23 protein-coding genes are annotated in these 24,243 nt (G+C 66.5%); 7 read left to right on the top strand and 16 right to left on the bottom strand.

All coding sequences use genetic code 11. The features are described from left to right. Window positions 1–24 precede the first annotated feature (24 nt). On the top strand, window positions 25–1,242 hold the full coding sequence (locus A5686_RS14000; protein ID WP_067935020.1) for an acetyl-CoA C-acetyltransferase: 1,218 nt from the start codon (window positions 25–27) through the stop codon (window positions 1,240–1,242). A 212-nt stretch (window positions 1,243–1,454) separates the two neighbouring features. Here the strand turns inward: A5686_RS14000 and A5686_RS13995 are convergent, their stop codons facing one another. Next, window positions 1,455–2,306 (bottom strand): Bax inhibitor-1/YccA family protein, encoded by an 852-nt coding sequence (locus A5686_RS13995; protein ID WP_067935018.1) that lies wholly within the window; start codon window positions 2,304–2,306, stop codon window positions 1,455–1,457. Window positions 2,307–2,521: 215 nt separating this feature from the next. Here A5686_RS13995 and A5686_RS13990 point away from each other — a divergent pair, with 215 nt between their 5' ends. The 3 genes from A5686_RS13990 to A5686_RS13980 are packed head-to-tail and all read left to right on the top strand — an operon-like array spanning window position 2,522 to window position 6,146. After that, window positions 2,522–3,559 carry an enoyl-CoA hydratase/isomerase family protein gene (locus A5686_RS13990; RefSeq protein ID WP_067935364.1) on the top strand — a complete coding sequence of 346 codons (1,038 nt, stop codon included), beginning with the start codon at window positions 2,522–2,524 and terminating at the stop codon, window positions 3,557–3,559. A gap of 13 nt (window positions 3,560–3,572) precedes the next feature. After that, window positions 3,573–4,355, top strand: a complete 783-nt coding sequence (locus A5686_RS13985) for an enoyl-CoA hydratase (RefSeq protein ID WP_067935016.1) — start codon at window positions 3,573–3,575, stop codon at window positions 4,353–4,355. Window positions 4,356–4,364: 9 nt separating this feature from the next. Further along, window positions 4,365–6,146, top strand: a complete 1,782-nt coding sequence (locus A5686_RS13980; RefSeq protein WP_067935014.1) for an alpha/beta-hydrolase family protein — start codon at window positions 4,365–4,367, stop codon at window positions 6,144–6,146. 1 nt (window position 6,147) lies between these two features. On the opposite strand, the gene A5686_RS13975 is transcribed toward A5686_RS13980, so the two are convergent. Further along, the gene (locus A5686_RS13975) at window positions 6,148–6,579 is read right to left on the bottom strand and encodes a rhodanese-like domain-containing protein (RefSeq protein ID WP_067935013.1); all 432 of its coding nucleotides are present in this window, start codon (window positions 6,577–6,579) and stop codon (window positions 6,148–6,150) included. Beyond that, the gene (locus A5686_RS13970; protein ID WP_369829709.1) at window positions 6,579–7,199 is read right to left on the bottom strand and encodes a cysteine dioxygenase family protein; all 621 of its coding nucleotides are present in this window, start codon (window positions 7,197–7,199) and stop codon (window positions 6,579–6,581) included. The genes A5686_RS13975 and A5686_RS13970 overlap by 1 nt, the downstream gene beginning before the upstream one ends. A 121-nt stretch (window positions 7,200–7,320) precedes the next feature. On the opposite strand from A5686_RS13970, the gene A5686_RS13965 reads away from it, so the two are divergent. Together A5686_RS13965 and A5686_RS13960 are read left to right on the top strand one after the other, a co-directional pair. Next, complete coding sequence (locus A5686_RS13965) at window positions 7,321–7,764, top strand: lipoprotein LpqV (protein WP_067935009.1); 444 nt, start codon at window positions 7,321–7,323, stop codon at window positions 7,762–7,764. A gap of 100 nt (window positions 7,765–7,864) precedes the next feature. Continuing rightward, on the top strand, window positions 7,865–8,935 hold the full coding sequence (locus tag A5686_RS13960) for a patatin-like phospholipase family protein (RefSeq protein WP_197520576.1): 1,071 nt from the start codon (window positions 7,865–7,867) through the stop codon (window positions 8,933–8,935). Window positions 8,936–8,965: 30 nt separating this feature from the next. On the opposite strand, the gene A5686_RS13955 is transcribed toward A5686_RS13960, so the two are convergent. From A5686_RS13955 to A5686_RS27620, 11 genes are all read right to left on the bottom strand, one after another. Further along, window positions 8,966–9,838 carry a patatin-like phospholipase family protein gene (locus tag A5686_RS13955; RefSeq protein WP_067935006.1) on the bottom strand — a complete coding sequence of 291 codons (873 nt, stop codon included), beginning with the start codon at window positions 9,836–9,838 and terminating at the stop codon, window positions 8,966–8,968. A 24-nt stretch (window positions 9,839–9,862) separates the two neighbouring features. Next, complete coding sequence (locus tag A5686_RS13950) at window positions 9,863–10,753, bottom strand: class II glutamine amidotransferase (protein WP_067935005.1); 891 nt, start codon at window positions 10,751–10,753, stop codon at window positions 9,863–9,865. A 25-nt stretch (window positions 10,754–10,778) separates the two neighbouring features. After that, window positions 10,779–11,252 carry an SRPBCC family protein gene (locus tag A5686_RS13945; RefSeq protein WP_067935004.1) on the bottom strand — a complete coding sequence of 158 codons (474 nt, stop codon included), beginning with the start codon at window positions 11,250–11,252 and terminating at the stop codon, window positions 10,779–10,781. A gap of 40 nt (window positions 11,253–11,292) precedes the next feature. Continuing rightward, window positions 11,293–12,918, bottom strand: a complete 1,626-nt coding sequence (locus A5686_RS13940; RefSeq protein ID WP_067935003.1) for a long-chain fatty acid--CoA ligase — start codon at window positions 12,916–12,918, stop codon at window positions 11,293–11,295. Between the two features lie 290 nt (window positions 12,919–13,208). Further along, window positions 13,209–14,327 (bottom strand): WD40 repeat domain-containing protein, encoded by a 1,119-nt coding sequence (locus A5686_RS13935; RefSeq protein ID WP_197520575.1) that lies wholly within the window; start codon window positions 14,325–14,327, stop codon window positions 13,209–13,211. Between the two features lie 388 nt (window positions 14,328–14,715). Then, window positions 14,716–15,498 carry a DUF427 domain-containing protein gene (locus tag A5686_RS13930; protein WP_067934999.1) on the bottom strand — a complete coding sequence of 261 codons (783 nt, stop codon included), beginning with the start codon at window positions 15,496–15,498 and terminating at the stop codon, window positions 14,716–14,718. Window positions 15,499–15,505: 7 nt separating this feature from the next. Then, a complete protein-coding gene (locus A5686_RS13925) occupies window positions 15,506–15,778 on the bottom strand; it encodes a DUF6295 family protein (RefSeq protein WP_067934997.1) in 273 nt (90 codons plus the stop codon). 9 nt (window positions 15,779–15,787) lie between these two features. Next, window positions 15,788–16,543 carry a dienelactone hydrolase family protein gene (locus A5686_RS13920; protein WP_067934996.1) on the bottom strand — a complete coding sequence of 252 codons (756 nt, stop codon included), beginning with the start codon at window positions 16,541–16,543 and terminating at the stop codon, window positions 15,788–15,790. Window positions 16,544–16,647: 104 nt separating this feature from the next. Further along, window positions 16,648–17,454 carry a hypothetical protein gene (locus tag A5686_RS13915; RefSeq protein ID WP_067934994.1) on the bottom strand — a complete coding sequence of 269 codons (807 nt, stop codon included), beginning with the start codon at window positions 17,452–17,454 and terminating at the stop codon, window positions 16,648–16,650. A gap of 124 nt (window positions 17,455–17,578) precedes the next feature. Further along, a complete protein-coding gene (locus A5686_RS13910; protein WP_067934992.1) occupies window positions 17,579–18,820 on the bottom strand; it encodes a methyltransferase in 1,242 nt (413 codons plus the stop codon). A 290-nt stretch (window positions 18,821–19,110) separates the two neighbouring features. Next, window positions 19,111–19,263 carry a hypothetical protein gene (locus tag A5686_RS27620; RefSeq protein ID WP_197520574.1) on the bottom strand — a complete coding sequence of 51 codons (153 nt, stop codon included), beginning with the start codon at window positions 19,261–19,263 and terminating at the stop codon, window positions 19,111–19,113. A gap of 259 nt (window positions 19,264–19,522) precedes the next feature. On the opposite strand from A5686_RS27620, the gene A5686_RS13905 reads away from it, so the two are divergent. Next, entirely contained in the window at window positions 19,523–20,710 is a 1,188-nt protein-coding gene (locus A5686_RS13905; protein ID WP_067934991.1) for a serine/threonine-protein kinase, read from the top strand. 314 nt (window positions 20,711–21,024) lie between these two features. Here A5686_RS13905 and A5686_RS27245 read toward each other — a convergent pair whose 3' ends face one another. Both A5686_RS27245 and A5686_RS13895 read right to left on the bottom strand, forming a co-directional pair. Next, on the bottom strand, window positions 21,025–21,249 hold the full coding sequence (locus A5686_RS27245) for a hypothetical protein (protein WP_156750067.1): 225 nt from the start codon (window positions 21,247–21,249) through the stop codon (window positions 21,025–21,027). Between the two features lie 324 nt (window positions 21,250–21,573). Beyond that, window positions 21,574–24,120, bottom strand: a complete 2,547-nt coding sequence (locus A5686_RS13895; protein WP_067934989.1) for an LpqN/LpqT family lipoprotein — start codon at window positions 24,118–24,120, stop codon at window positions 21,574–21,576. Window positions 24,121–24,243 lie beyond the last annotated feature (123 nt).

Genomic DNA, 24,243 nt, shown 5'->3' with positions numbered 1-24,243 from the left:
TGCAGGGATCTGAAGGGAACCACCATGCCTGAAGCCGTCATCGTCTCAACTGCTCGCTCGCCGATCGGCCGCGCGATGAAGGGGTCGCTGGTCAACATGCGTCCCGACGACCTGACCGTGCAGATCGTGCGGGCCGCCCTCGACAAGGTGCCCGCCCTGAACCCGCATCAGATCGACGACCTAATGCTGGGCTGTGGCCAGCCGGGCGGGGAGTCCGGATTCAATCTGGCGCGGGTCGTCGCCGTCGAACTCGGCTTCGACTTCCTCCCGGGCACCACCGTCAACCGGTATTGCTCGTCGTCGCTGCAGACCTCACGGATGGCGTTCCACGCGATCAAGGCCGGCGAGGGCGACGCCTTCATCTCGGCGGGTGTGGAAACCGTCTCCCGGTTCGCCAAGGGCAGCGCAGACTCTTGGCCGGACACCAAGAACCCGCTGTTCGACGAGGCCCAGGAGCGGTCAGCGGCCGCGGCCGAAGGCGCCGAGGAGTGGCACGATCCCCGCGCGGACGACAACCTCCCCGACGTCTACATCGCCATGGGGCAGACGGCCGAAAACGTGGCGTTGCTGACCGGCATCAGCCGCGAAGACCAGGATCACTGGGGGGTGCGCAGCCAGAATCGCGCCGAGGAAGCGATCAAGAGCGGGTTCTTCGAGCGCGAGATCACGCCGGTGACCTTGCCCGACGGCACCACCGTGAGCACCGACGACGGTCCGCGTCCCGGCACCACCTACGAGAAGATCAGCCAGCTCAAGCCGGTGTTCCGGCCCAACGGCACGGTGACCGCGGGCAACGCGTGCCCGCTCAACGACGGGGCCGCCGCGGTGGTGATCACCAGCGACACGAAGGCCAAGGAACTGGGCCTGACCCCGCTGGCGCGCATCGTGTCCACCGGGGTCAGCGGCCTGTCACCGGAGATCATGGGTCTCGGCCCGATCGAGGCGACCAAGAAGGCGCTGGCGCGCGCCAAGCTGTCGGTCAGCGATATCGACCTGTTCGAGATCAACGAGGCGTTCGCCGTCCAGGTGCTGGGTTCGGCACGCGAGCTGGGCATCGACGAGGACAAGCTGAACGTGTCCGGCGGTGCGATCGCGCTGGGACATCCGTTCGGTATGACCGGTGCACGCATCGCCACCACGCTGCTCAATAACCTGCAGACGCACGACAAGACGCTCGGTCTGGAGACCATGTGCGTCGGCGGCGGCCAGGGCATGGCGATGGTGATCGAGCGGCTGAGCTAGCCGCGCGCCGGGTGTGAAGCGTTGGCGCCGGGTGTGAAGCGTTGGCGCCGGGTGTGAAGCGTTGGCGCCGGGTGTGAAGCGTTGGCGTCGACACGCCGCACGTGCACGCCGCAGTTTCACACCCGACGCCGCCAGCTCACACTCATGCGGCCTTACCGAAGACACGAAAAACCGGCACGCAATGAGCGTGCCGGTTTTTCTCTGTGGCAGAGCTAGTCGTTCTGCAGATAACTCAGCAGACGCAGGATCTCGATGTACAGCCATACCAGCGTCACGGTCAGGCCCAGCGCGATGCCCCAAGCCGCCTTCTCCGGCGCGCCGGCGCGGACCATCTGGTCGGCCGCATCGAAGTCGATCAGGAAGCTGAACGCGGCGATCCCGATGCACACCAGCGAGAAGATGATCGCCACCGTGCCGCCGCTACGCAGACCCAGGCCGGTGCCGCCGTTGACGTGGAACATCGCCAACACGAAGTTGCCGAGCATCAGCGCCAGCACGCCGAACATCGCGGCGACCAGCATGCGGGTGAACTTGGGCGTCACCCGGATGGCCCCAGTCTTGTAGACGACGAGCATGCCGAAGAACACCCCGAAGGTGCCCAGCACCGCCTCACCGATCAGCGCCCCGGCGTTGGCGTTCGACACCGAGAAGTTGGCGAAGACGAAAGAGATGGCGCCCAGTACCATGCCCTCGAGCACGGCGTAGCTCAACACGATGCCCGGGTTGTCCTGCTTACGGCCGAAGGTGGCGACCAGCACAAGAGCCAGGCCGCCCAGGCCACCGACCAGGGCCAGCGGCATGGCCAGCGCCACATCGCGGGCCACCAGGAAGTAGGAGACCACGGCGGAGATCGCCAGCACGGCCAGCGTGATGCCGGTCTTGGTGACGACGTCGTCGATGGTCAGCGGGCGCGAAGCTTTGGCCTCCTGATACGGGGCCTGGTAGGGAGCCGCGTACGGGTCGGCCCCATAGCCCTGCATCGGGGGCGCGCCAGTGCCGAATTGCGCGTATCCGCCCCTCTGCTTCGGCAGCGAACGAAATACCGGGTTGCTTGTTTCCCGCACCGTCGGATCCTCTCTAATCGGCTTCGAGCTGTGCGAACACAATCTCAACGATCGGCGTTACACCGAGGTTCCCAGCGGACCTGGGCGTTTTCCGGGTGCATACAGCCTTCGCCGTTGTCGTCGCGTCAAAGATAACCCTTACCCGCGGGTGCCGCGCCGGTCGTGACGATCTAGATTTCTTCCTCGGGGCCGGACCGGCGATGGGAGGCGAGGGCGTGAGCGAGGAATCCGATGAGGTTCTGACCGAAGTCGAGGGAAACGTCGGCTTGATCACGCTCAACCGGCCCAAGGCCATCAATTCGCTGAATCAGCAGATGGTTGACGCGCTGACCGCCATCCTCGCCGGCTGGGCGGACGACGACGCGGTGGGCTCGGTCGTGCTCTCCGGCGCCGGCGAACGCGGGCTGTGCGCCGGCGGCGACGTGGTCTCGATCTACCACAGCGCGCGCAAGGACGGGGTCGAGGCCCGCCGCTTCTGGCGCGACGAGTATCTGCTCAACGCGCAGATCGCCGAGTTCCCCAAGCCGTACGTGGCGCTGATGGACGGCATCGTGATGGGTGGTGGCGTCGGAGTCAGCGCGCACGCGAACACCCGGGTCGTCACCGATACCTCCAAGATCGCCATGCCCGAGGTCGGCATCGGATTCATCCCCGACGTCGGCGGCGTCTATCTGCTTTCTCGGGCTCCCGGCGGACTGGGTCTGCATGCCGCGTTGACCGGGGCGCCGTTCTCCGGAGCCGACGCCATCGCCATGGGTTTTGCCGACCACTACGTACCGCACGGGGACGTCGAGGCGTTCCGCCGCGCGGTGGTCACCGACGGCGTCGACAGGGCGCTCGCCAAGTACGCCGTTGAACCGCCGCCCAGCGAGCTTGCCGCGCAACGCGAGTGGATCGACGAATGCTTCGCCGGTGACACCGTCGAGGAGATCGTCGCCGCGTTGCGCGGGCACGACGCCGGCCCGGCCAACGATGCCGCGAACCTGATCGCCACCCGCTCCCCGATCGCGCTGTCGGTGGCCCTGGAGGCAGTGCGGCGCGCGGCCAAACTCGACACACTGAAAGACGTTCTGGTGCAGGACTATCGGGTGTCTTCGGCGTCGTTGCGCTCGCACGATCTGGTGGAGGGCATCCGCGCGCAGCTGATCGACAAAGATCGCAATCCGAAGTGGTCACCGGCCCAGTTGTCCGCGGTCACGAGGGCCGACGTCGAGGCGTATTTCACCCCGGTTGACGACGACTTGAGTTTCTAGAAGGGCGGTTCGGATGACAGACACGGATTACGAGACCATCCTCGTCGAGCGCGAAGAGCGTGTCGGCATCATCACGCTGAACCGGCCGAAGGCCCTCAACGCCCTGAACACTCAGGTGATGAACGAAGTCACCCGCGCGGCAGCGGAGTTCGATGACAATCCCGGCATAGGGGCGATCATCATCACCGGCTCGGCCAAGGCGTTCGCCGCCGGCGCCGACATCAAGGAGATGGCGGAGCTGACCTTCGCCGACGCCTTCGGCGCCGACTTCTTCGCCCCGTGGAGCAAGCTCGCCGCGGTTCGCACCCCGACGATCGCCGCAGTGGCCGGGCACGCACTGGGTGGCGGCTGCGAGCTCGCCATGATGTGCGATGTGCTGATCGCCGCCGACACAGCGAAATTCGGCCAGCCCGAGATCAAACTCGGTGTGCTGCCCGGCATGGGCGGCTCCCAGCGGCTGACCCGCGCCATCGGTAAGGCCAAGGCCATGGACCTCATCCTGACCGGGCGAACCATCGGCGCCGAGGAAGCCGAACGAAGCGGTCTGGTCTCTCGAGTGGTGCCGGCCGACGACCTGCTGACCGAGGCCAAGGCCGTAGCGACCACCATTTCGCAGATGTCGCGCTCGGCGGCCAGGATGGCCAAAGAGGCCGTCAACCGCGCGTTCGAGTCCACCCTGACCGAGGGACTTCTGTACGAGCGCAGGCTATTTCACTCGACCTTCGCGACCGAGGATCAGTCCGAAGGGATGGCGGCCTTCGTCGAGAAGCGCCCGCCGAACTTCATCCACCGCTAGGACGCTTGCATGAGCGAACCGATTTCCGCGACACCCACCGAGACGGATCAACCTCCGGCGGGGGGCGTCGAGGAGGCCGAGTCGGGCGGTTCGCCGCAACCGGCAACCGCACCACGGACCGGCCGCGTGGGTCCCACCCTGCCCTGGACCGAAAAGCCTTGGTGGGTACGGCATTACACGTTCACCGGAACCACGGTCGGCCTTATCTTCATCTGGCTTTCGCTGACTCCCTCGCTGCTGCCGCGCGGCCCATCGTTCCAGGGGTTGGTCAGCGGGCTCTCCGGCGCCATCGGCTATGGGCTGGGCGTCTTTTCGGTCTGGCTGGTGCGGTTCATGCGCGAAAAGGATCACAGCCCGCCCCCGCCACGCTGGGCATGGAAGGTGCTGATCCCGATCGCCGTGGTCGGACAGGTGCTCATGGCGATCTGGTTCCACGTGTGGCAAGACGACGTGCGCGACCTGATGGGCGTCGCACATTTGAATTGGTATGACTATCCGCTGTCGGGGGTCTTGTCGCTGGTGGTGCTGTTCACCGTGGTCGAAACCGGCCAATTCATCCGCTGGCTGGTCCGCTTCCTGGTCGGTCAGGTGGACCGGTTCGTCCCGTTCCGGCTTTCGGCAACCATCGTGGTGGTCACGCTTGTGGTCATGACCGTCGCCGTCCTCAACGGTGTCGTGCTCAAGTTCGCCATGCGCACCATGAACGACACCTTCGCCTCGGCCAACAACGAGATGAGCCCCGATAGCGCGGCGCCGAAGACCCCGCTGCGCTCCGGTGGCCCCGAGTCGCTGGTGTCGTGGGAATCCCTTGGCCACCAAGGGCGCATCTTCGTCGAGGGCGGTCCGACCCTGGAGCAACTCGCCTCGTTCAACGGTGCCCCGGCCATCGAGCCGATCCGGGCCTACGCCGGGCTGGACTCGTCGAAGGGCATCACGGCGGCCGCGGAGCTGGCGGCCCGGGAACTGCAGCGCACCGGCGGGTTGCAGCGCGCCGTCGTCGCGGTGGGCACCACCACCGGCACCGGCTGGATCAACGAGGCGGAAGCCTCGGCGCTGGAGTACATGTACAACGGCAACACCGCGATCGTGAGCATGCAGTATTCGTTCCTGCCGAGCTGGCTGTCGTTCCTGGTGGACAAGGAGAACGCCCGGCACGCCGGACAGGCGCTCTTCGAGGCCGTCGACAAGCTGATCCGCCAGATGCCCGAGGCGCAGCGGCCCAAGCTCGTCGTGTTCGGGGAGAGCCTCGGATCGTTCGGGGGCGAAGCGCCGTTCTTGAGTTTGAACAATGTGCTGGCGCGCACCGACGGGGCGTTGTTCAGCGGCCCGACCTTCAAAAACACCATCTGGACCGACCTGACGTCGACCCGTGACAGCGGGTCGCCGGAGTGGTTACCGATCTACCAGGACGGTCGGTATGTCCGATTCGTCGCGCGCGCAAAGGATTTGACGCGCCCCAACGCGCCGTGGGATCACCCGCGGGTGGTCTATCTACAGCACGCTTCGGATCCGATCGCGTGGTGGACGCCGGACCTGTTGTTCAGCAAGCCCGACTGGCTGAGCGAACCGCGCGGCTATGACGTGCTGCGCCAGACGCGTTGGATTCCGGTCGTCACCTTCCTGCAGGTTTCGGCCGACATGGCCGTGGCGGTGGACGTGCCCGACGGCCATGGCCACCGCTACGTCGCCAACGTCGCCGACGGCTGGGCGGCCGTGCTGCCTCCGCCCGGCTGGACGCCCGACAAGACGGCGAAGTTGCGTCCGCTGCTGCACTCCGGCGACATGGCCTAGATCAGTGGGTGGCGGCGCCGCCGGTGTCCGCGAACGCCGGATCGACCCGGCCCCCGGCCAGCTCGCTCAGCACGCCGGCGCCGGCCAGGGCGTGATAGCCGCCGATGACGTCGGTGGCGCGGTGCAGGCCGATGTCCAACAGCGCGGCCGCCGCCAGGCTGGACGTGTAGCCCTCCGAACACAGGATCACCCATTCGACGTCATCGCCGACGGCCTCTGGCAGCCTGGCCTCGCTGGTGGGATCGCAGCGCCACTCCAGCACATTGCGTTCGATCACCAGCGCCCCGGGCACCTCACCCTCCCGAAGGCGCTGGGCCTGCGGCCGGATATCGACCAACACCGCACCGCGCCGCAGCGCGTCGGGCACTTCGACGGCGGGCAGGCGGCGATACCGGCGCCGGGCGGATCTCAAGACGACGTCGATGCGGCTCATCACGATCCTTCGGGCTGGTCGGTCAGTTCGGTGCGTTCGCGGCGCAACGTCTTGCGCTCGGTTATCCCGTAGTAGGACATCGCGGAAAGGGGCGGCGAGTAGGCGTGCACGCTCAGGGTCGGCTGCACCGGCGCGGCGCCGACGCTGGGCGCTCCCGAGACGGGCCGGGAAACGGGCACCGTGACCGGCCGCGGTGCCCAGACGACGTCATGCACCCAGCCCAACGGGAATCCGGCCTGATCGCCCGCGTCGAGTCGGCGGCGTCGCAACGCCTTACCATCCCAGCGGTACTCGTTCAGCGATCCGGAAATGACCGTCAATGCGCCCAGCGACCCGCCGTGGTCGTGCAGTTCGGTGGGCTGGCCGGGCACCCAGCTGATCAGCCAGACGTCGAGTTCCTCGTCGCCGTGGATGCGGGTGAACCAGCGCCGCGACTCGGGTATGCCGCCGTCGGGCAGCAGGTGGTCGCAGCGCCCGCTGAGCACGTCGTCGGCCGCCTGGTCGGTGGCATAGAGCAAATCGGGCACTCGCAACCGGGTGGGACCGGAGGACGGGGCGGAGGGGGTTCGCGGGCGAGGGGCAGCCGCGGTGGCGACGGGCGCGAGCCCGGCAAGGGGCAAAGTCACGGTGGGAACTTTCAAGCGAAAACGGATGGGACGAGCGGCGGCGTGTTACGGCCGACAACACTCGTAAAATCCGAAGCGCTCCATCACGGCCGCCAGTGTTGCATACATTGAAACCGTGCGCGTCAACGGTGACCGGTGCCGGCGATGGCGCGCGGTTGTTGCCGCGGCCGTCGTGCTGACGGTCATTGGGTGCTCGCACGGCGGTCACAGCGCTTCCCTGTCGTCTCCGTCGGCACGGCAATCCGGCATTCGCAACGCCCCGGGGCCGGCGCCGCCGGGGTCGGTCGGGCTGTCCCCCGCCGGCGTGACGACCAGGGTCGACGTGCCCGCGGATTCGACCGAAGAGGAGTACTACCAGGCCTGTCACGCCGCGCACGAGTGGATGGAGGCGCAACCCAAGGCCAGTGCGTCCCTGTTCGAGCCGTATCTGTCGATGCTGCAGGCGTCGCCGTCGGGAACCGCGGGCAGCTGGAATGCCCCCTGGTCGATGCTGACACCGGCCCGGCAGGCCGCCGTGATCGTCGCCGCGCGGGCGGCCGCCAACGACGAATGCGGCTAGCGCCGCCACCCCGGAATTGCGCCGCCGCGCAATTGCGATCACGGCTGAAAAAAGTGCCCGAGCCGCCCGCTGAGGGGACTCCTTCGCGCAAAATAGAGGGGTGCCTGACGAGATTCCGCGTCGATCAGAATCGACGCGGGTGGCGATCGCACTCGGCAGCGGCGGCGCCCGCGGCTACGCCCATATCGGGGTGATAGAAGCCCTGGCGTCGCGCGGCTACGACATCGTCGGCATCTCCGGTTCATCGATGGGCGCGCTGGTCGGCGGGTTGCAAGCGGCGGGGCGGCTCGACGAGTTCGCTGAGTGGGCGAAGTCACTGACCCAGCGCACCATTTTGCGGCTGCTGGACCCGTCCATCAGTGCAGCCGGTGTGATGCGGGCCGGCAAAATTTTGGACGCGGTGCGCGACATCCTGGGCCCGGTGGCGATCGAGGACCTGCCCATCCCCTACACCGCGGTCGCGACCGACCTGCTGGCGGGCAAGTCGGTGTGGTTTCAGCGCGGCCCCCTCGACGAGGCGATCCGGGCGTCGATCGCGATCCCCGGCGTGATCGCCCCGCACGCGGTCGACGGGCGGCTGCTCGCCGACGGCGGCATCCTGGATCCGTTGCCGATGGCGCCCCTGGCCGCGGTCAACGCCGACCTGACCATCGCGGTGAGCCTGTCCGGCAGCGAGGCGATCACCAACCGCGAACCGGAGCCGGGGGCGACCGTCGAGTGGTTGACCCGCATGGTGCGCAGCACCTCCGCGCTGCTCGACACAGCCGCGGCCCGTTCGCTGCTCGATCGGCCGACAGCGCGGGCGGTGCTGAGCAGACTGGGCGGGCCACCCGGCGACGCGGACAGCTGGTCGGACAACCCAGAAGACGAGCAGCCCGAAGCCGTTGACGACGCCGCCGAACTACCCGCTGTGGGAGCCGACGTGCCGAAAGTTGGCAGCTTCGAGGTGATGAACCGGACCATCGACATCGCCCAGGCAGCGCTGGCGCGCCACACGCTGGCCGTGTACCCGCCCGACCTGCATATCGAGGTGCCGCGGTCGACCTGCCGGGCCCTGGAATTCCACCGGGCGGTGGAGGTGATTGCGGCCGGGCGCGCGTTGGCGGACGAGGCGCTGGACGCCCTGGACGTCGAGGATGACCACGATGTCCCGCCGGCGATCGAGCGCTGAGTCTCGCTGAATTCGCTTGGGCGCCAAGCACTATCGCAGTCCCAGGAAGCGTGCGATGGCCGCGGCTTCGCGGCGGCCCTGCTCGCGTCCCGCCAGGGCCGACGGGATGCGACAGCCGGGGTTCAACGGGTTGGAACCGAAGGCGGCCAGCGAATCGGCATCGGCGAAGACGGCGAACGCCGCGCCCGGAAACGCGGAGACCTCGGCGGCCGGCCCGGCACCGAACGGCGACGGCGCATCGACACCTGAGGGCACCAGCACCACCGCGGTCGCGCAGTCGGCGGCCACCGCGAGGTTGACCGAGCTGGCGATCCCGCCGTCCATGTAGTGGCGGCCCGCGATCGTCACCGGCGGCCAGGCCCCGGGCACAGCGCAGCTGGCCGCGACGGCATCTACCAGGTCGACGCCGGAGTCGCGGTCGAGCACGGTCAGTTCGCCGGTTTGAACGTCGATCGCGGTGAGCCGCAAGTCCCGTTCCGGCCAGTGGTGCGACGGCAAGCGACGCGCGATGACGTCGCGGCGCACCGGTGCGGGAACGGTCTTGGTGGCAAGGGCCACGGCACCGATGCGCTGTATCTGCTGGCGCGTCTTGTCCAGCGTCTTTTCATACGGCTCAGCCAGGGCAGTCAGGAACAGTTCGGTGATGGTCTCGACGTCGACCCCGGAATCGATCTCGGCCGACGACTCGGCGACTTGCCGGTCGAACAGCTCGTCCAGGGTGTGCCCGCTGCTCAGCTGCGCGGCGACGGCCGAGCCCGCCGAGGTCCCGACCAGCACGTCGGACTCGGCCAACAGCCGGGCCACCTCCGGCGACCTGTCGGCGATGCCACGCAGAACACCTGTCTCCCAGGCGATTCCCGCTATCCCACCACCGGCCAGCACCAGGGCGCGTTTGGTTGTCACACTCGTTAACTCTGCCAAACGGTGTCAGGCCAGTTGCCGGGTGTTCGGCAGGGCGTGCTGCGACTCCTCCACCGGCGAGCTCAGGTCCTCGCGACGCAGGAGATGTTTGGGCGGGTCTGGCAGGATCATGCTGCGGTGGATTCGCAGATCTGCATCGACATGGAAGAGTTCACCCGCCGGCAGCAGCCGCCAGCGTGGCTCGTCGTCCATCACCTCAGTGGCGAACACCACGGAGGGCCGCTCACACAGATGCTCAGACCGGACGTGAATCCGCTTGGTGCACAAGTCGAATTCGGGGTCGCGCGAAGCGGCATCGTCGGATCGATCCAAAATATAGAGCTGATGGGTTTCCGGGTATCGCAGCGCCCACATGTCTGTGGCGGTGCTCAGCAGCACGTTCACCGCATAGATCGGAGCGTGCTCGGCGAGCCACCGCATGGCGTCGACGAGGCCGGCCGTGATGTCGCCGTCGCGCGCCCGGATCGAGGCGGTGATCAACGCGAAGACCCGCTCGGAGTCGGTGTCGCCCAACACCAGATGGTCGGTGCCGACCTCACAAAGCCGCTCGTCGATGACGTCCAATCCCTCGAGCACGCCGTTGTGCGCGAAGATCCGCCCGTCCTGCATGAACGGATGGGTGTTGCGGATGTCGAGCGATCCGGTGGTCGCGTAGCGGACGTGTGCGATCACGGTCGTGCCGGTCATCCGGTGCGCCTCGGTCGCGAATTCAGCGTCCTGCCAGGCCGCTATCGGCTCCTTGTACAGGTGCGGTTGGCCGTGCTCGTCGAAGACACCCAGGCCGGTGCCGTCCGGATTTCTTCTACTTTGTTCGGCCAGGCTGTCCGGCGCATCCAGCAGCCAGAAGGTCGCGGTGCACGCGTGCGTCCCGGCGTGCAGGCCAAACAGGCGGCACATGGCGTTTTACGCTAGCGGTCGAGGATCAGGCCGTCAGCAGGGCCGACAGGTCACGCAGCGCCCGGCGCGCGTAGCCCTTCCACATCCTGCCCAGCAGCGGCAGCGTCCAACCCGAAAGGGCCGAGCGCGGGCGGATGTCCCAGCGCCAGGTGATCTCGGTACCGCCCTCGGCCGGGACGAAGATCCATTCGCCGATGATGTGGTCGACCAACAAGGCCATCGGGCCGGTGATTTCGGAGAGCCGGTAGCCGAAGGACCGTGGCGGGTCGACGCTGGTCAGTTCCTCGCGCATGCTGGCACCGCCAGCCAGGTGCACGACGCGGGTTTGGCCCGCCGCGTCCCAGGCGCCGGTCTGCTCGCGCACTTCGCTGATCGGCGGGAACGGTCCGTACCGGCGGTGAAAGAGCGTAGGGAGCGGGATCGGCATCGTCCGGTGAAATGCGTCCTGGACCTCGACCGGGGTGATGACGGATTGATCGACCACGAGTGAATCAGCCACTGCTCTAACGCCTCTCAGCTCTGCACGCCAGTTGCCTCGGTCAGTCCCGGGCTTCGACCACCCAGTAGCCGTGCTGGCCATACCGCGCCCGGATGGCCTTCTTGTCGTACTTGCCCACGCTGGTGCGCGGAATCTCGTCGATGAAGGTCCACCGTTCGGGTAGCCACCACCGAACCACCTTGTCCGCGAGGAATTTTCGCAGGTCCTCGGCGCTCACCGACGAATGCTTGGGCACGATGACCGCCAGCGGACGTTCCTCCCAGCGCTCGTCGGGAACGCCGACGACCGCTGCCTCGATCACCTCCGGGTGGCCGATTAAGAGGTTCTCCAACTCGACCGAGGAGATCCATTCCCCACCGGATTTGATGACGTCCTTGGCGCGGTCGGTCAGGGTGACGAATCCTCGCTCGTCGATGCGGCCCACATCGCCGGTCCGTAACCAGCCGGAGTCGAACTTCGATTCGTCGCGGCCCAGGAAGTACGAGCCGGCGATCCACGGTCCGCGAACCTCGACCTCACCCACCGCGTTGCCGTCGTTGGGCAGCACCTGCCCCTCGTCGTCGACAATGCGCATCTCGACCCCGCAGACCGGCTGGCCCTGCGTCCCGCGGAATGCCCAGTGCTGGTCCTCAGGAGTACCCGGCGGGGGCCACGCCATGGTCGCCAGCGGCGACGTCTCCGTCATACCCCACAGCTGCCGGATCTGTACGTCGTGTTTTTCCTCGAAGGTGCGCATCAGCGATATCGGGACGGCCGAGCCGCCGCAGACCACCAACCGCAGCGAGGACATGTCGTGGTCGGGGTCATCCTCGAGGTGATGCAGGACGCCGTTCCAGATGGTCGGCACCGCGCCGGTCACGGTGGGCTTCAAGTCCTCGATCATTCGGACCAGTGACGGAGGATCGAGGTGGCAATCGGGCAACACCAAGTCCGCGCCGGCCATCAGCGCCGCGTATGGCAGCCCCCAGGCATTGGCGTGGAACATCGGCACGATTGGCAGCACGCTGTCGCTGGATCCGACGCCGATACCGTTGGTGGTACACGCGGCCATGGTGTGGAGATAGCTCGAACGGTGGCTGTAGACAACGCCTTTCGGGTTACCGGTGGTGCCACTGGTGTAGCACATCGCGGCCGCGGAGTTCTCGTCGATGTGTGGCCAGTCGAAGTCGGTGGGCTCGCCGTCGAGGAGGTCGGCGTAGCGCAGCACGGTCTTACCCGATCCCTGCAGCGGCTCGGCGTCGTCACCGACCACGATCACGGTGTGCACGGTCTTGAGCTCGGGCAGCACGGGTGCGAGCAATTTGACCAGTGAGGCGTCGACGAGCACCACCTGGTCTTCGGCCTCGTTGGCGACGAAGGCGATCTGCTCGGGGAACAACCGGATGTTGAGGGTATGCAGGACGGCACCCATCGATGGCAACGCAAGGTAGGCGGTGAGGTGCTCGGCGTTGTTCCACATGAACGTGCCTACCCGCTGATCACCCGTGACGCCGAGCCGGCGCAAGCCATTCGCCAGTTGTGCGGCCTGCTGGCCCAGTTCTCGGTAGGTCATGCGCCGGAAGCCGTCTTCGGTGGCCGTCGTGACGGTCCGTGCTCCGTGCACCGTGCAACCGTGACGCATGATCGCGGTGATGGTCAACGGAAAGTCCTGCATCGTGCCGTCCACTAATCCACCGCCTTAATCTCGGCGCAGCACCACATGTGCCGTCGGCCGCCTCCACCCTAAGCCTGAAATCGGCGAGAGTGTCAGCACCTGGGCAGACTGGTGGTTATTTGCGTGGATCCCGTTCGGCCGGGGCGGCTTTGGCGCCGCCGGGGGCCACTTTGGGGATCGGCACGTTCATCGAGTGTGCATCCTGGGCTTCGCGTGTGAACGTCGGGTGACGACGCGCCGACATTTGCCGCCCAAGACTCACACTGAACGCCCACGATTCACTGGGCGCCCTCCTGCGGCGGCTAGGCCAGGACCGAGTCCCACTCCGGGAGCTCGGGCAGCCAACCGGCGACCGTCGGATGCCGGTCACTCGCGCCGCCGTAGGTCAGCGTTGGTGCCGTCGAGGCGATTCGCGCCGCGGTGAGATCACCGGAGTAGTCGGCGACGTAGAGATGGCGGCCGTCGAGGCTCTCCACCACGCAAGACGGGTGCTTGGACACCTTGACCTCGCCGACCACCTCCTGCTGGTGGGTGCTCAACACCGTGATGCGATCGTCACTGACCAGGTAGGCCCGCGTGGCGTCGCGACTGAGCGTCATCCGCGTGAGCGGGCCGGTGACCTCCGGGACCTTGTGAGTCCCGACGATCTTGTTGACGCGGGTGTCGACCACGTCGAGCACCGCGCCCGCGACCGGATCGCAACTCGCCACGTACGCCGTGCCGCCGTCGGTGCTCAGCGCCATATCGCGGATGGGCAGGCCGATATCAACGACGCCCACGATGCGCGACCGCCCGCCGACCCGGCGATTATCGGACCGCGTCCGGGCGTCAACGATGACAAGACTGCCGCCGGTCGCGGCGTTCATGCCGACGTACAGTCGCCGTCCGTCGGCGCTGATGCGCACGCACGCGGTGGTGGCGCCCGGCGCCGTCGCCAGATCGATGACCTCGAGCTCACCGGTGGTGGTGTCCAGCACCGTCACGTCGGCGCCGCGAACCGCATTCCGGCTCGCGTACAGGTACTTGCCGTTCGGACTCACCGCGAAGTCGCTCACGCTGTTCGCGAGCTGGTGGGTGGCGATGCGCCAATTCGTGACGACGTCGATGACTTCGATGGCGTCGTAGCCCGCGGTCGCTGTGCTGACATAGGCATAGTGGGAGTCCGCACCGCTCATGGCGACCGCGCACGGTTCGGCCAGCCCGGTGACGGTGCTCGAGACACGACACGTGTTCGCGTCGACGACCGAGACCAGGTCGCGGCCGTAATTCGCTACGACCAGCCGGCGGCCGTCCGGGCTGATGTCGATATCGCTGATCGGACCGTTGTGCAACGGCACCCGCACCACCGAGGTGGTGTCGAGCTCGAACACTCGGCCGTCTCGATCGTCGTGCGCGGCCGTAGGGCCGTTCACATCGTTCACGCTGGCACCGCCTTTGCTGTGGTTGTCGGCTGTAGTCGTCAAGTGGCGAAGCCGCCGATACGTGTGGGACGGTTGGCCTCCGGATAAACCGGCTTTCAGCACCGAAAGGCGCTCACGAGACTGGTTTTCGGTAGTCTACTGGCCGAAAATCGCCCCACCGCAGTTCACAGTGCTCGACGTTAGCTACGTCACTTTGCGCACTCAGGTTCTGCTCAGACTTCCAATCACGCTGTATCGCAGTCGCTTACCCGTAGCGAAAGTAACGCAAACGCCCTTCCGGCGGATTTCGGTTGTGCCGCTAACAGCCCACGTGAGGGCGCTGTCGACACGGAAGTAAGAAATTCTCAGCTTGAGGGGGCGACGAGGGATAGATCACACGGTCCCGAGGCTAGCTGAACTGCGTCTGCGGCCGGGTCAGCCTCACCCCGTCGACGGCGATGTCGAGCTTCTCGTTGTAAAACGCGATGAGACCCGCGATCTGTCCGACCGCCGGGAGCGGATAGTAATAGGTCCACGCCAGGTCCTCGCGCAAGACTTGCGCACCAGGGGGACCCACCCGCACCGACCAATAGCCTGACGTCACTCCCTTGTAGGGACACAACGTCTGTGTCGCGCTGGGTTCCAGGTGTTCAAAGGCGACATCCGTCGGATCGATGTAATACCTTGTCGGCAAACCTGTTTCAAATAGTAATACCGGAGAAGTGGTGTCGGCCAAGGTGATTCCGTCGACTTCGACTCGGACGTGCCGGTGCGAACGCAGGGCGTCGACGCGCGAATAGGGGTTGCGCGGGTGACCATAGATCGGCTCGTCTTCTTCGAACCAGCGCAACGGATTCCACTCGAACCGCACGGTACCGGCCAGCGGGCCGTCGCCGTCCGCGTCGAATACCCGCGCGGCGGCTTCGTGCGTCTGACCGGAGCCCACCAGGGAGTACAGCCGTGAGGGGCCGAATTGAACCTTCTGGGAATGGTTTTCGTCGTGCAGGTACTCGGTTCGGACGTCATCGAGCGGAATGTAGTACTGCGGGTAATACGGGACTTCCCACACGTACCTGGCGGCGGTGGTGTCAAAGACCAGCGCATCGCCGAGATAGCCACGCACGCGGCGCGGTGCGGGTTCGATCCTGCCCCGCGCGGCGGCCATCTGCGGGTAGTCGGCTTCGGCGGTCATCGCTGCCCTACTGATCCTTGGAGGCCAGTCCGGCCGGTGCGTGGCCGATGGCCCTGCGGATGGCGTCGGCCAGGGCGAGCGCGCTCTCCTCGGTCAATTCCAGGGCCACCCGCGCCGACGGTCCGAGCTGCGGATTGATCACGTCGATGTTGACGGTGTGGCCGTAGGGCGCATGGACGGGATGATCCACATACACCGTCGCGCGGTTGGCGCCAAACCATCCCGTCGCGCCCTTGCCGCTGCCGTCGATCTGAACATGTTCGGTGAGATAGGTGCACATGGGCGGTGCCTAACCCTTCAGGTAGGTGGCGAAGAATTCGTCGATGCGCTGCCAGCCGTCGACCGCGGCCTCCGGTCGGTACGCCGGCCGGTCGACCGAGAAGAAGGAATGACCCGCGCCTTCGTAGGAGTGGAACTCGTGCGGCTTGTTCAGCTTGTTGAGCTCGGTGTCCAGGGTGGCCACCGCGGCGGGGGCCGGAAACCGGTCGTCGAGCCCGAACAGGCCCAGCAGCGGACAGCTGAGATGAGGGGCGAGGTCGAGGATCGGCTTCATGGCCTTGGGCATGCCCTCGGGGGGATCCTCGACGATGAAGGCGCCGTAACAGTCGACGGCCGCATCGAACGCCAGCGAGCAGGCCGCCAGGAAGGCGTGCCGTCCGCCCGAGCAGTGTCCGATGACACCGAACTTGCCGTTGGCGCCGGACGACGTGCGCAGGTGTTCGATCGCGCCCGCGACATCGCCCACTAATCGTTCGTCGGGCACCCCGCCCGCGGCCCGCGCCGCGGCGGCCGCGTCATCGGGCGCGGCACCCGGGGCCTCCCGTGAATACAGGTTCGGCGCCACGGCGTTGTAGCCGCTGACGGCGAGCCGGCGGACGAACTCCTTGGTTTCCCGGTCGTAGCCGGGCATGTGGTGGATCCACACCACGCCGCCCCGGGAGCCCTGCGCGAGCGGCACGGCTTGGTATGCCTCGATGTCGTCGCCGCCGTGGCCGGTGATGGTGATGGTTTCTGCGCGGATGGCGTCCGCGCCGGGTCCGTTCATCACGACTCCTTGTCTCCGCTCCCGTGCCCCACCCGGATGCGGCGCGCTGCCGCAGGTCCGTGGGCGCTCCGCCGAGAACCAACGTAGCCCAACCGCCGTGCGGTTCAGCGCCGCTTTTCGCGCACCTTGTAGGTCGAGGGCCACGACTTTCGCGACTCGTCGCCGGTCAATGGGGTTCCCATCCCGCCGACCTTGACTGCATAGGCCTCCTTGCCCGGGCCTACCTCACGATTGGCGTGTTCCTGAGCCAGGAAGTAGAGCTCATCGATGGTGGCTTCGTCGTAGGCAACGAACGAGGTTTCCCGCGCGACGTCGTCGATCCCGACCAACATCCGGTCGGGCAGCAATCGGGAAGTCACCGCCGCCAGTCCCAGCAGCCCAAAGGGAATGATCCAGTAGCAGAGAAACAACAGCGGGGTCTTGGTGTCCAGCATCAAGGCGGCGGTGGTCCCGGACGGGCCGGCGGGGCCTTCCACGATCGAGGGGATCACCGACGACACCGTCATCCCGGCGAACGTCGCGACCCACAGCCAACTGAGCATCTTGACGATCCGGCCGAACAACTCGGTTTTGACGACGTCGGGGGCTTGTTCGGTTGCGGCGAACTCGGCCACGAAGGGCTTGCCGACCAGCACCCCGGTCAGCGTCACCAGGAAGATCCCGGCGTTGCTCAGCGGCAGGATCCACCGCTCCAGGAACGAATCGCTGAGCGTAAAGGCCAGGACGGCGAGAATCAAAAGCACTGCCACGGAAGCGAAATCAAAGAACTGCCACTTCCTGCCCAGCACGCCGCCCACGCCTAGGCTGGCGGCGGCGATCGCCAGCGCGACCAGCACGGCCGCGGCGAACGGGACGTTACCGACGAGTACCCAATACACGATCCACGGCGCGAGGCCGAACAGCATGCCCATGCTGGGTCAGTGTATGAGTGGCGGTCTGCGGCGCCGTCGGCGCCTGGCCCAAAGTATTGGTCCGCGGCCGAACACGGCGGCAGGCGGCGGCGCGCATGAGTGTCAAAGATGTTGTGGCGCAGCGCTATCGGGCGTGGCTTTGCCGCGGGGGCGTCGTGTTCAGCGCCATCGCCACGAAGTCGAGACGCCACAGCGAGCGGAACAGGGTCACCCCGAATTGCCGCACGCGCTCCCCGTCGTCGGGGCTGAGATCGTCGCGCCGCACCACGCAGTCGACGATCTCTGCGATCGTGCGACGACCGTCGATGTGCTGGACGAAGGGCAGCTGCGCCGGGTTGAGCTTCAGCGTCGCCCCGGGCAAGTGGATTGTGTCGCCGGACAACAGGCAGGCGGCGCGCAGTAGCGGGACATAGTCAAGGCAAGCCGCCCCCGAGAAGTCGATCGCATAATCCTGTTTCGGGCGTTCGGGGCGGCAGGCGACGAAGAAGTGGGTGGCGTTCGCCGGCTGCAGCCGCTCCATCACCGACCACAGTTTGGTGGCGGGCAGCTGGTTGACGAGGGTCTGGAACTCGCTCGCCGGCGCGACGAAGTCGTGCGGGTAATACGGCGCGTTGCGCACCCAGCCCTGGAAAGCCAGTCCGGCCGCATTGACCAAGTCCAAGCATTCGTCGACGGTGTAGCTGCGTTGGCGCGCATGCAAGAAGGTGTCCACGAGCGCGCCCTCGGACATCAGGTCATTCGCAGCCTGCAGGTAGGAGCGGACCGGGTGGTCGGCCGGTAGCGCCGCGATCGCCTGGACGACCAGTTGCACCGACGCCGGGTCCTGCGATAGCCCGAGGTCGCGAAACGCCGATTCGAGCATGTCGACGCCGATCCGGCCGTACTTCGCATAGAGCATGACACCCAGTGCCCCGTCCGGGCGCAGGCATTGGCCGAGCGCCGTCAAGCCGGCCAGCGGGTCGGCCATGTGGTGCAGGACCCCGCTGGAAACGATGAGGTCGAAGTCGCGCGAGAGCGCCGACACCCCTTCGATCGGAAGCAGATGCAGTTCCAGGTTGGCCAGGCGGTGCTTGTCTTTGAGCTGTTGATGGTGATCGAGCGCGGACCGGCTGACGTCGATCGCGATGACTTTGGCGCCGCGGTTCATGTAGGCCAGAACCGCGGCTTGGAAGGTGCCGCATCCCGCGACCAGGATGTCCAGGTCTGGTCGGTATTCCCGGTTGGGCCACAAGATCCGGTGGGCCCAGTAGGGGTCGAACCAATCCCAGTGGTTCGTCGTCCACGCCGCGAGATCGGTTACCGGGGGCGGATATTCCCATCGATCGTATTGACGGGAGACGCCGTCGCCGCGCGGATCTTCAGTCACTCGCTTGCTCCTTCGCGGTGGCAGATCGCGCAACGGTACGACGAACTTACTGCGCCTGCCACACTTGGGGCATGCAAGCCGTCCCGGTACGTTCCGATCTGCCAGTCCCGAAAGACAAGGTTGAGCGGCCGGACCTATCGGCCTTGGCCGCGTTCTTCGTCCTCGCCACGCACCGGCCGCCATCGCCGACCCTGTGGCGAGGATTTTTCCTGCGCGCGATGACGCAGCGGTACTCGGTTGGGCCAGCGGGTGCCGCCCCGCCGGCAGCTCAGATGCGATCCGGCGATGAGTTACTGGTTGTCGGCTTCTTCTTGGGCGTAGTGAATCATTCGCTCGCTCAGTCGGACCAACGGGTCTTCGTGCCCGCCGGGCATGCTGTAGGCCAATTGACGCAACTCAATGGCGAATCCGTACAGATCTTGGCTTAGCGACGCAACATTCATCAGGCGACTTCCCACATATGTGATGTATGTATTGGATCCGTAAGCGCCCAAGGGTTCTTCCCGACCAGACCGCCACGGGCATGCGCTTGCGCGCTCCGCATACCCCAATTCCCGTGCACCGCAAACCGCCGCGCGGAGCAAACCTGGGCGTAGGTGCACTCGCCGTACCTGCGTGGGCCACGTGAGCGTTTTGAGCCGTTGCTGTTCGGGTAACCACGGCACGATTGTGACCGCAGTGGCACGAAGTTTGGCAGGGCGAATGGAGACCCGCGTGTTGCTCGCCGGGCGCTACGAGGTGCGCGGCAGGCTGGGTCGTGGTGGCATGGCCGAGGTTTGTGATGGTTGGGACACCCGACTGCGCCGACCGGTCGCGATCAAGCTGCTGCATCCGGCGGTGAGCGCCCAGAGCGGCATGCGCAACCGATTTGAGGCGGAAGCACACGCGGCCGCGGCACTCAACCACCCGAATATCGTTGCGGTCTACGACAGTGGCGAGCACGACGGCAGGCCGTTCATCGTGATGGAGCGGCTGCCCGGCGAGACCCTGGCCGACGAGGTGCGCCGGGGTCCGCTGTCGCAGGAGCGGGTGCACGCCATGCTCGATGACGTCTTGGCAGCGCTGATGGCGGCACATCGCGCCGCCATCCTGCATCGCGATATCAAGCCCGGGAACATCCTGCTTGCCCCGGGGGGCGGAACCATGAAGGTTGCGGACTTCGGGATCGCCAAGACTCCGGACGCCACCAACACGCTGACCGGCCACATTTTGGGAACCATTGCTTATCTGAGCCCCGAGCGCCTCGCCGGCGCACCTGCCTGTGTCGCTGATGATCTTTATGCGGTCGGGGTCGTGGGCTATGAAGCACTTGCCGGGCATCGCCCGTTCCCACAGGAAAACATGGCGGCGCTCGCCGGTGCCATTCTGCACGGACGGCCGCCGCAGCTGGCCGGGCTGCGGCCCGACGTCGATTCCGCCCTGGTCATGCTCATCGAACGCGCGATGGCGCACGACCCGCGCCAGCGGTTCGGCAGTGCAGAGGATATGCGCGCCGGGCTGCACCACCGTCGTACGGCGGCCGCAGCCATGCCGGGCGTCGCGCCGCCGCCCTATCCGGCCACCAAGTTGCTGGAAGCGCCGGTCGCCGGCTCGCCCACGGATACCTCGTTCCCGGCGCGGGTCTCTTCGACGACCAGCCGCAGGAGAAAGGTGCTGGGCATCCTGGCGGTCTTGGCGGTCCTGATCCTCGTGCCGCTGGCCCTCGCGCTCGATGCGTCGTCCTCGCACGCACCCGGGGAACCCGCGACCACCACCAGCACGCCGGCGCCGGTCCCTGTTAATAGCGCCGCGCCACCCGCGTCCCCGCCCCCGCAACAGCCCCCGGTCCCCGCATTGCACGGGCCCGGCAAAGGACACGGTAAGGGAAATGGCGGCGGCAAGGGAGACTAGACCGACCGTCCTGAGCCGTGCGGCGTGGGCGTTCCGCACCCCGTGCACCTGCCGTTCGGATCACTGTCCGCGATCCGCATCAGCCCAGTAGCGAAGACATCACTCACCAAACGTTGTCCGTACTGGTGGACAAACCGTTGTCACACGTCACGGTGTCGTGGAAGGTCGAGCCTGTCGCGGGTCCGCGATACTTGATCTTTGTCTCCTGCGAGCCGGTTACGGTGAAATCAACTGAGTCGTTCCAGTGGATTGCTTTGGCGGTACCCGCCACCGCAACGGATCTGTACACGCAAGCCACCGCACGCTCGGCTGCGTTATTGGTAATCGACACAAAGGCCGCCGCCGCCGCGTGGTCCTGCCGTAGCTTCAGCACCGGAGGTGCAGGCGGCGGCGGCACCGCTGCCGGGGGTGCCGTCCTGTGGGGTGCCACCACTTGGGGCGCCGCCGCTGGGGGTGCCGGCGGGGGAGGCGCCGCTGGGGGTGCCGTCGGATCCGGCGTCCACCACCCGGTCGCAATGAGCGAGAGTCTCGACGGCCACGGTGCGCTCGTCCCCCCTGTGCCGCCAGGTGCGGTTGCCGGCTCGCCCGCCACCAATATTCCAGCAGCAGCGCTTAACGCAGTAGCCGCAATGAGAAGGCCGGGGCGTCGGTATCGGGGCCGGGGTGTTGTTTGATCGTGGCGGGAGTAGCTGGTAAACACCCTCATCGCGCACGCTTTCCTCGGCCCGAAGCCCCTGGCGGGGTTGACCAAAAGCATACGAGCCGCCCGCAGTCACGAGGATGCATTGGTCAAACGGGGGCGCAGTAATCCGGTGTCATGGCTGGGGCTCGGGTCAACGGGACACGGGGAATTCTTCCGCGTTTCACGTGATCGTGGTCTGGTCGTCGATCACGCCGGTCGCGTCATTCAACGCGGTGGCGTCGGCCTGCGGACCCTCGGCTTTGAGCTGCAGTACATAGGCCGCACCGTTGCTCTGGATGACCACCGTTTTCTGGGCAACCATTCGCGTGACTCCGTTCTTGGTGTAAGAGCCGGCAATTTGGCACGCGGGATGGCCAGCCAGAGTGCTCTTTCGACCGTCGCCCCCGTTATAGCCTGGCAAGTTCTTGACCTCACCGGGCGCGATGGCCAGCAGTTTGTCCGCATCGACATAGCCCGTCAACTTCGCGACCATCGCGATGATCTTGGGCGGGTCCTTGGGATCGGTCGGCGTGTTGAAGACGATCCCGCCGTACGGGGCCTCAACGTCTTCGGGAATCCGCGTCCACCCCGCGGGTACTGGGAGGTCGATCTTCGGCGCGCCGGGTGTGCCGTGGGTGACGGTCGTCTCCTGGACGTTGTTTCTCTTGATGTAGTCCCCGATCGTCTCGTTGGGGCCCGACGCCTGCGCGAACACCCGGGGAGCCGAAGTCTTTGCCGGGGAAGTTGATGTCGAGGTCGCTGTCGACCTATTCGACGACTTCGAGCTTTGAATTCCGGCCCAAATGATCAGGCCGCCAACGAGGGCCAGGCCAAAGACCGCGATGGAAACGGCGGCGAGAAAGCGGCGGCGCGTTCGCCAGCGTCTTCGGACGGCCACGAAATCCGGCGGTGTGGCCGTTCTCGCCGACGTGGTGGTAGTCGTCTGAGGTATTGGCCGCGCTGGTGGGGTAGCTCGTTGGGCAACTCGAGTGACTTCTGCTGTGTCGCGCAATTTCTGCTCCGCCGTCTCGAGGAGCGCGGCGGCGGCACGGTAGCCCTGCTGCTCCTGCTCGATCGCGGCTAACAGTCCGGCGGCTTGTTGCCACTGTTCGTGATCTAGGTGGTCGAGTGCCTGGGCATACCGGTCGGCGAGTTCGGCTTCGCGGATCTTGGCCCGCGCATCGGAGACGATGCCGCCCGGGTCGCAGTCGTCCGCGTCGATTCGAGCGAGCTCCCGCGCCGCGGCAACGACGGCATCCCACTGCCCCGCCTGATGCAGCGCCGTCATCTCCTCCACCAGTGCTTTGTGTTGCTGGGGAGTGGTTAGATTTCCCAACGCTGTCAGCACGATGTCCCAGTCGTCCCGAGCGGCGGAAGGTTCGGCCCATTGGGGATGTTTCAACAGGTTTCCACGCCGCCCGGCAGGTGCCCCTGGCGGAGTCGAATGCTGCTCATGAACGTCGATCGCCGCCCCGTGCGCACTGCCCGGTTCTGTGTCCCGGTCGGCCGAGACCGACTGGGCCACCGCGGGACCGCCGCTGTCTTGCACATCACCTAGTGGCGCTTCGGGGGCTTCGTCGATAAGCGGCGCATCACTGAGGAGGTCGGTGGCGTCGGGTGGCTCGGGCACGACCGCGGTAGGCGGCGAGATCCCGACGCTCATGATCGGATGGGTTGGGGCTCTGAGAGAACTCGATGTGGACGGCACGATCATCGGCTGGGTGGCAGCCGCCGTAGGTGCTGCCACGGCCGATCGCGCACGCGAACCCGTCGCCGGAAGATTAAGGGCCTCGGTCACGTCGGCCGGGGCCCCGGATGGAGCCGGGGCCGGCGACGCGCTCATGGGCCGGAGGGCGTCAGCGGGTCCGGCGCTCCCACGCGGGTGAGGTCGGCGGCTGGCTCGGCTCAACGCCTCGGCGAAATCGAGGCAGTGCGGGTATCGCTTATCGGGGTCTTTAGCCAGCGCGACCGACAGCACGCGATCCAGGTTCGCAAGATCAGGACGGCGCTCGGAGAGCACCGGAGCCGGTGTGGTCAGTTGCTTGCTGATCACGACAGCGGGGTTGGAATCCCGAAATGGCATCGTGCCGGTCAATAGGCGAAAAGCCGTGGCCGCCAAGCCGTATTGATCGCTTCGCCCATCGATCGGTTCGCCCAGCAGCTGTTCGGGCGCCGCGTAGCCGACGGAGCCGACCGTCATATTCGCGCCCGTGAAGCCGCTGACCTCATCAGCTTGACGGGCAATACCGAAGTCGGCCAACAGTATCCGCCGGTGGGCCCCCTGCGCTTTTGCCAGCATGATGTTGGCCGGTTTGACGTCGCGGTGCAGAAGGCCGCGCTGATGGGCGACGTCTAGTGCGTCCGCGACAGCGGTGACGATCTCGAGCGCCTCGAGCATCGGCATGCCCGTCGGATAATGCTCCTCGACGAGCCGGTCGGCGTCGGTGCCGTCGACATAATCCATCGAAATCCACAATTGGCCGTTGAATTCACCGCGATCGTGAATACCGACGATGTTCGAATGCCACAAGGTCGAGGCCAACTCGGCCTCGCGGTTGAACCGGTGACGGTACTCCGCGCTGGCCGTCAGCGCGGGCGCCAAGACCTTCAACGCTTCGAGGCGGGGCAGCCGGGGATGCTGAACTAGGTAAACCTCGCCCATTCCACCAGCGCCGAGGAATCGCTGAATAACAAAACCGGCGAAAACCTCACCGTCTTTCAACGGCATGCGCGAAGCCTACTGCCGACCAACGCTTGGTGTTCTTTTTTCGCACGGGTCGGCTGCACGAATAGGTGACAACTGAGATGGCTTGCCCGTGGTGGGCGAGCTGGAAGGATGTCACCATGGCAC

The sequence above is a fragment of the Mycobacterium sp. E2479 genome (assembly GCF_001667925.1).
Classification (GTDB): domain Bacteria; phylum Actinomycetota; class Actinomycetes; order Mycobacteriales; family Mycobacteriaceae; genus Mycobacterium.
Note: the sequence above shows the minus strand (reverse complement) of the source record. Positions and strands in the feature narration are given on the sequence as shown.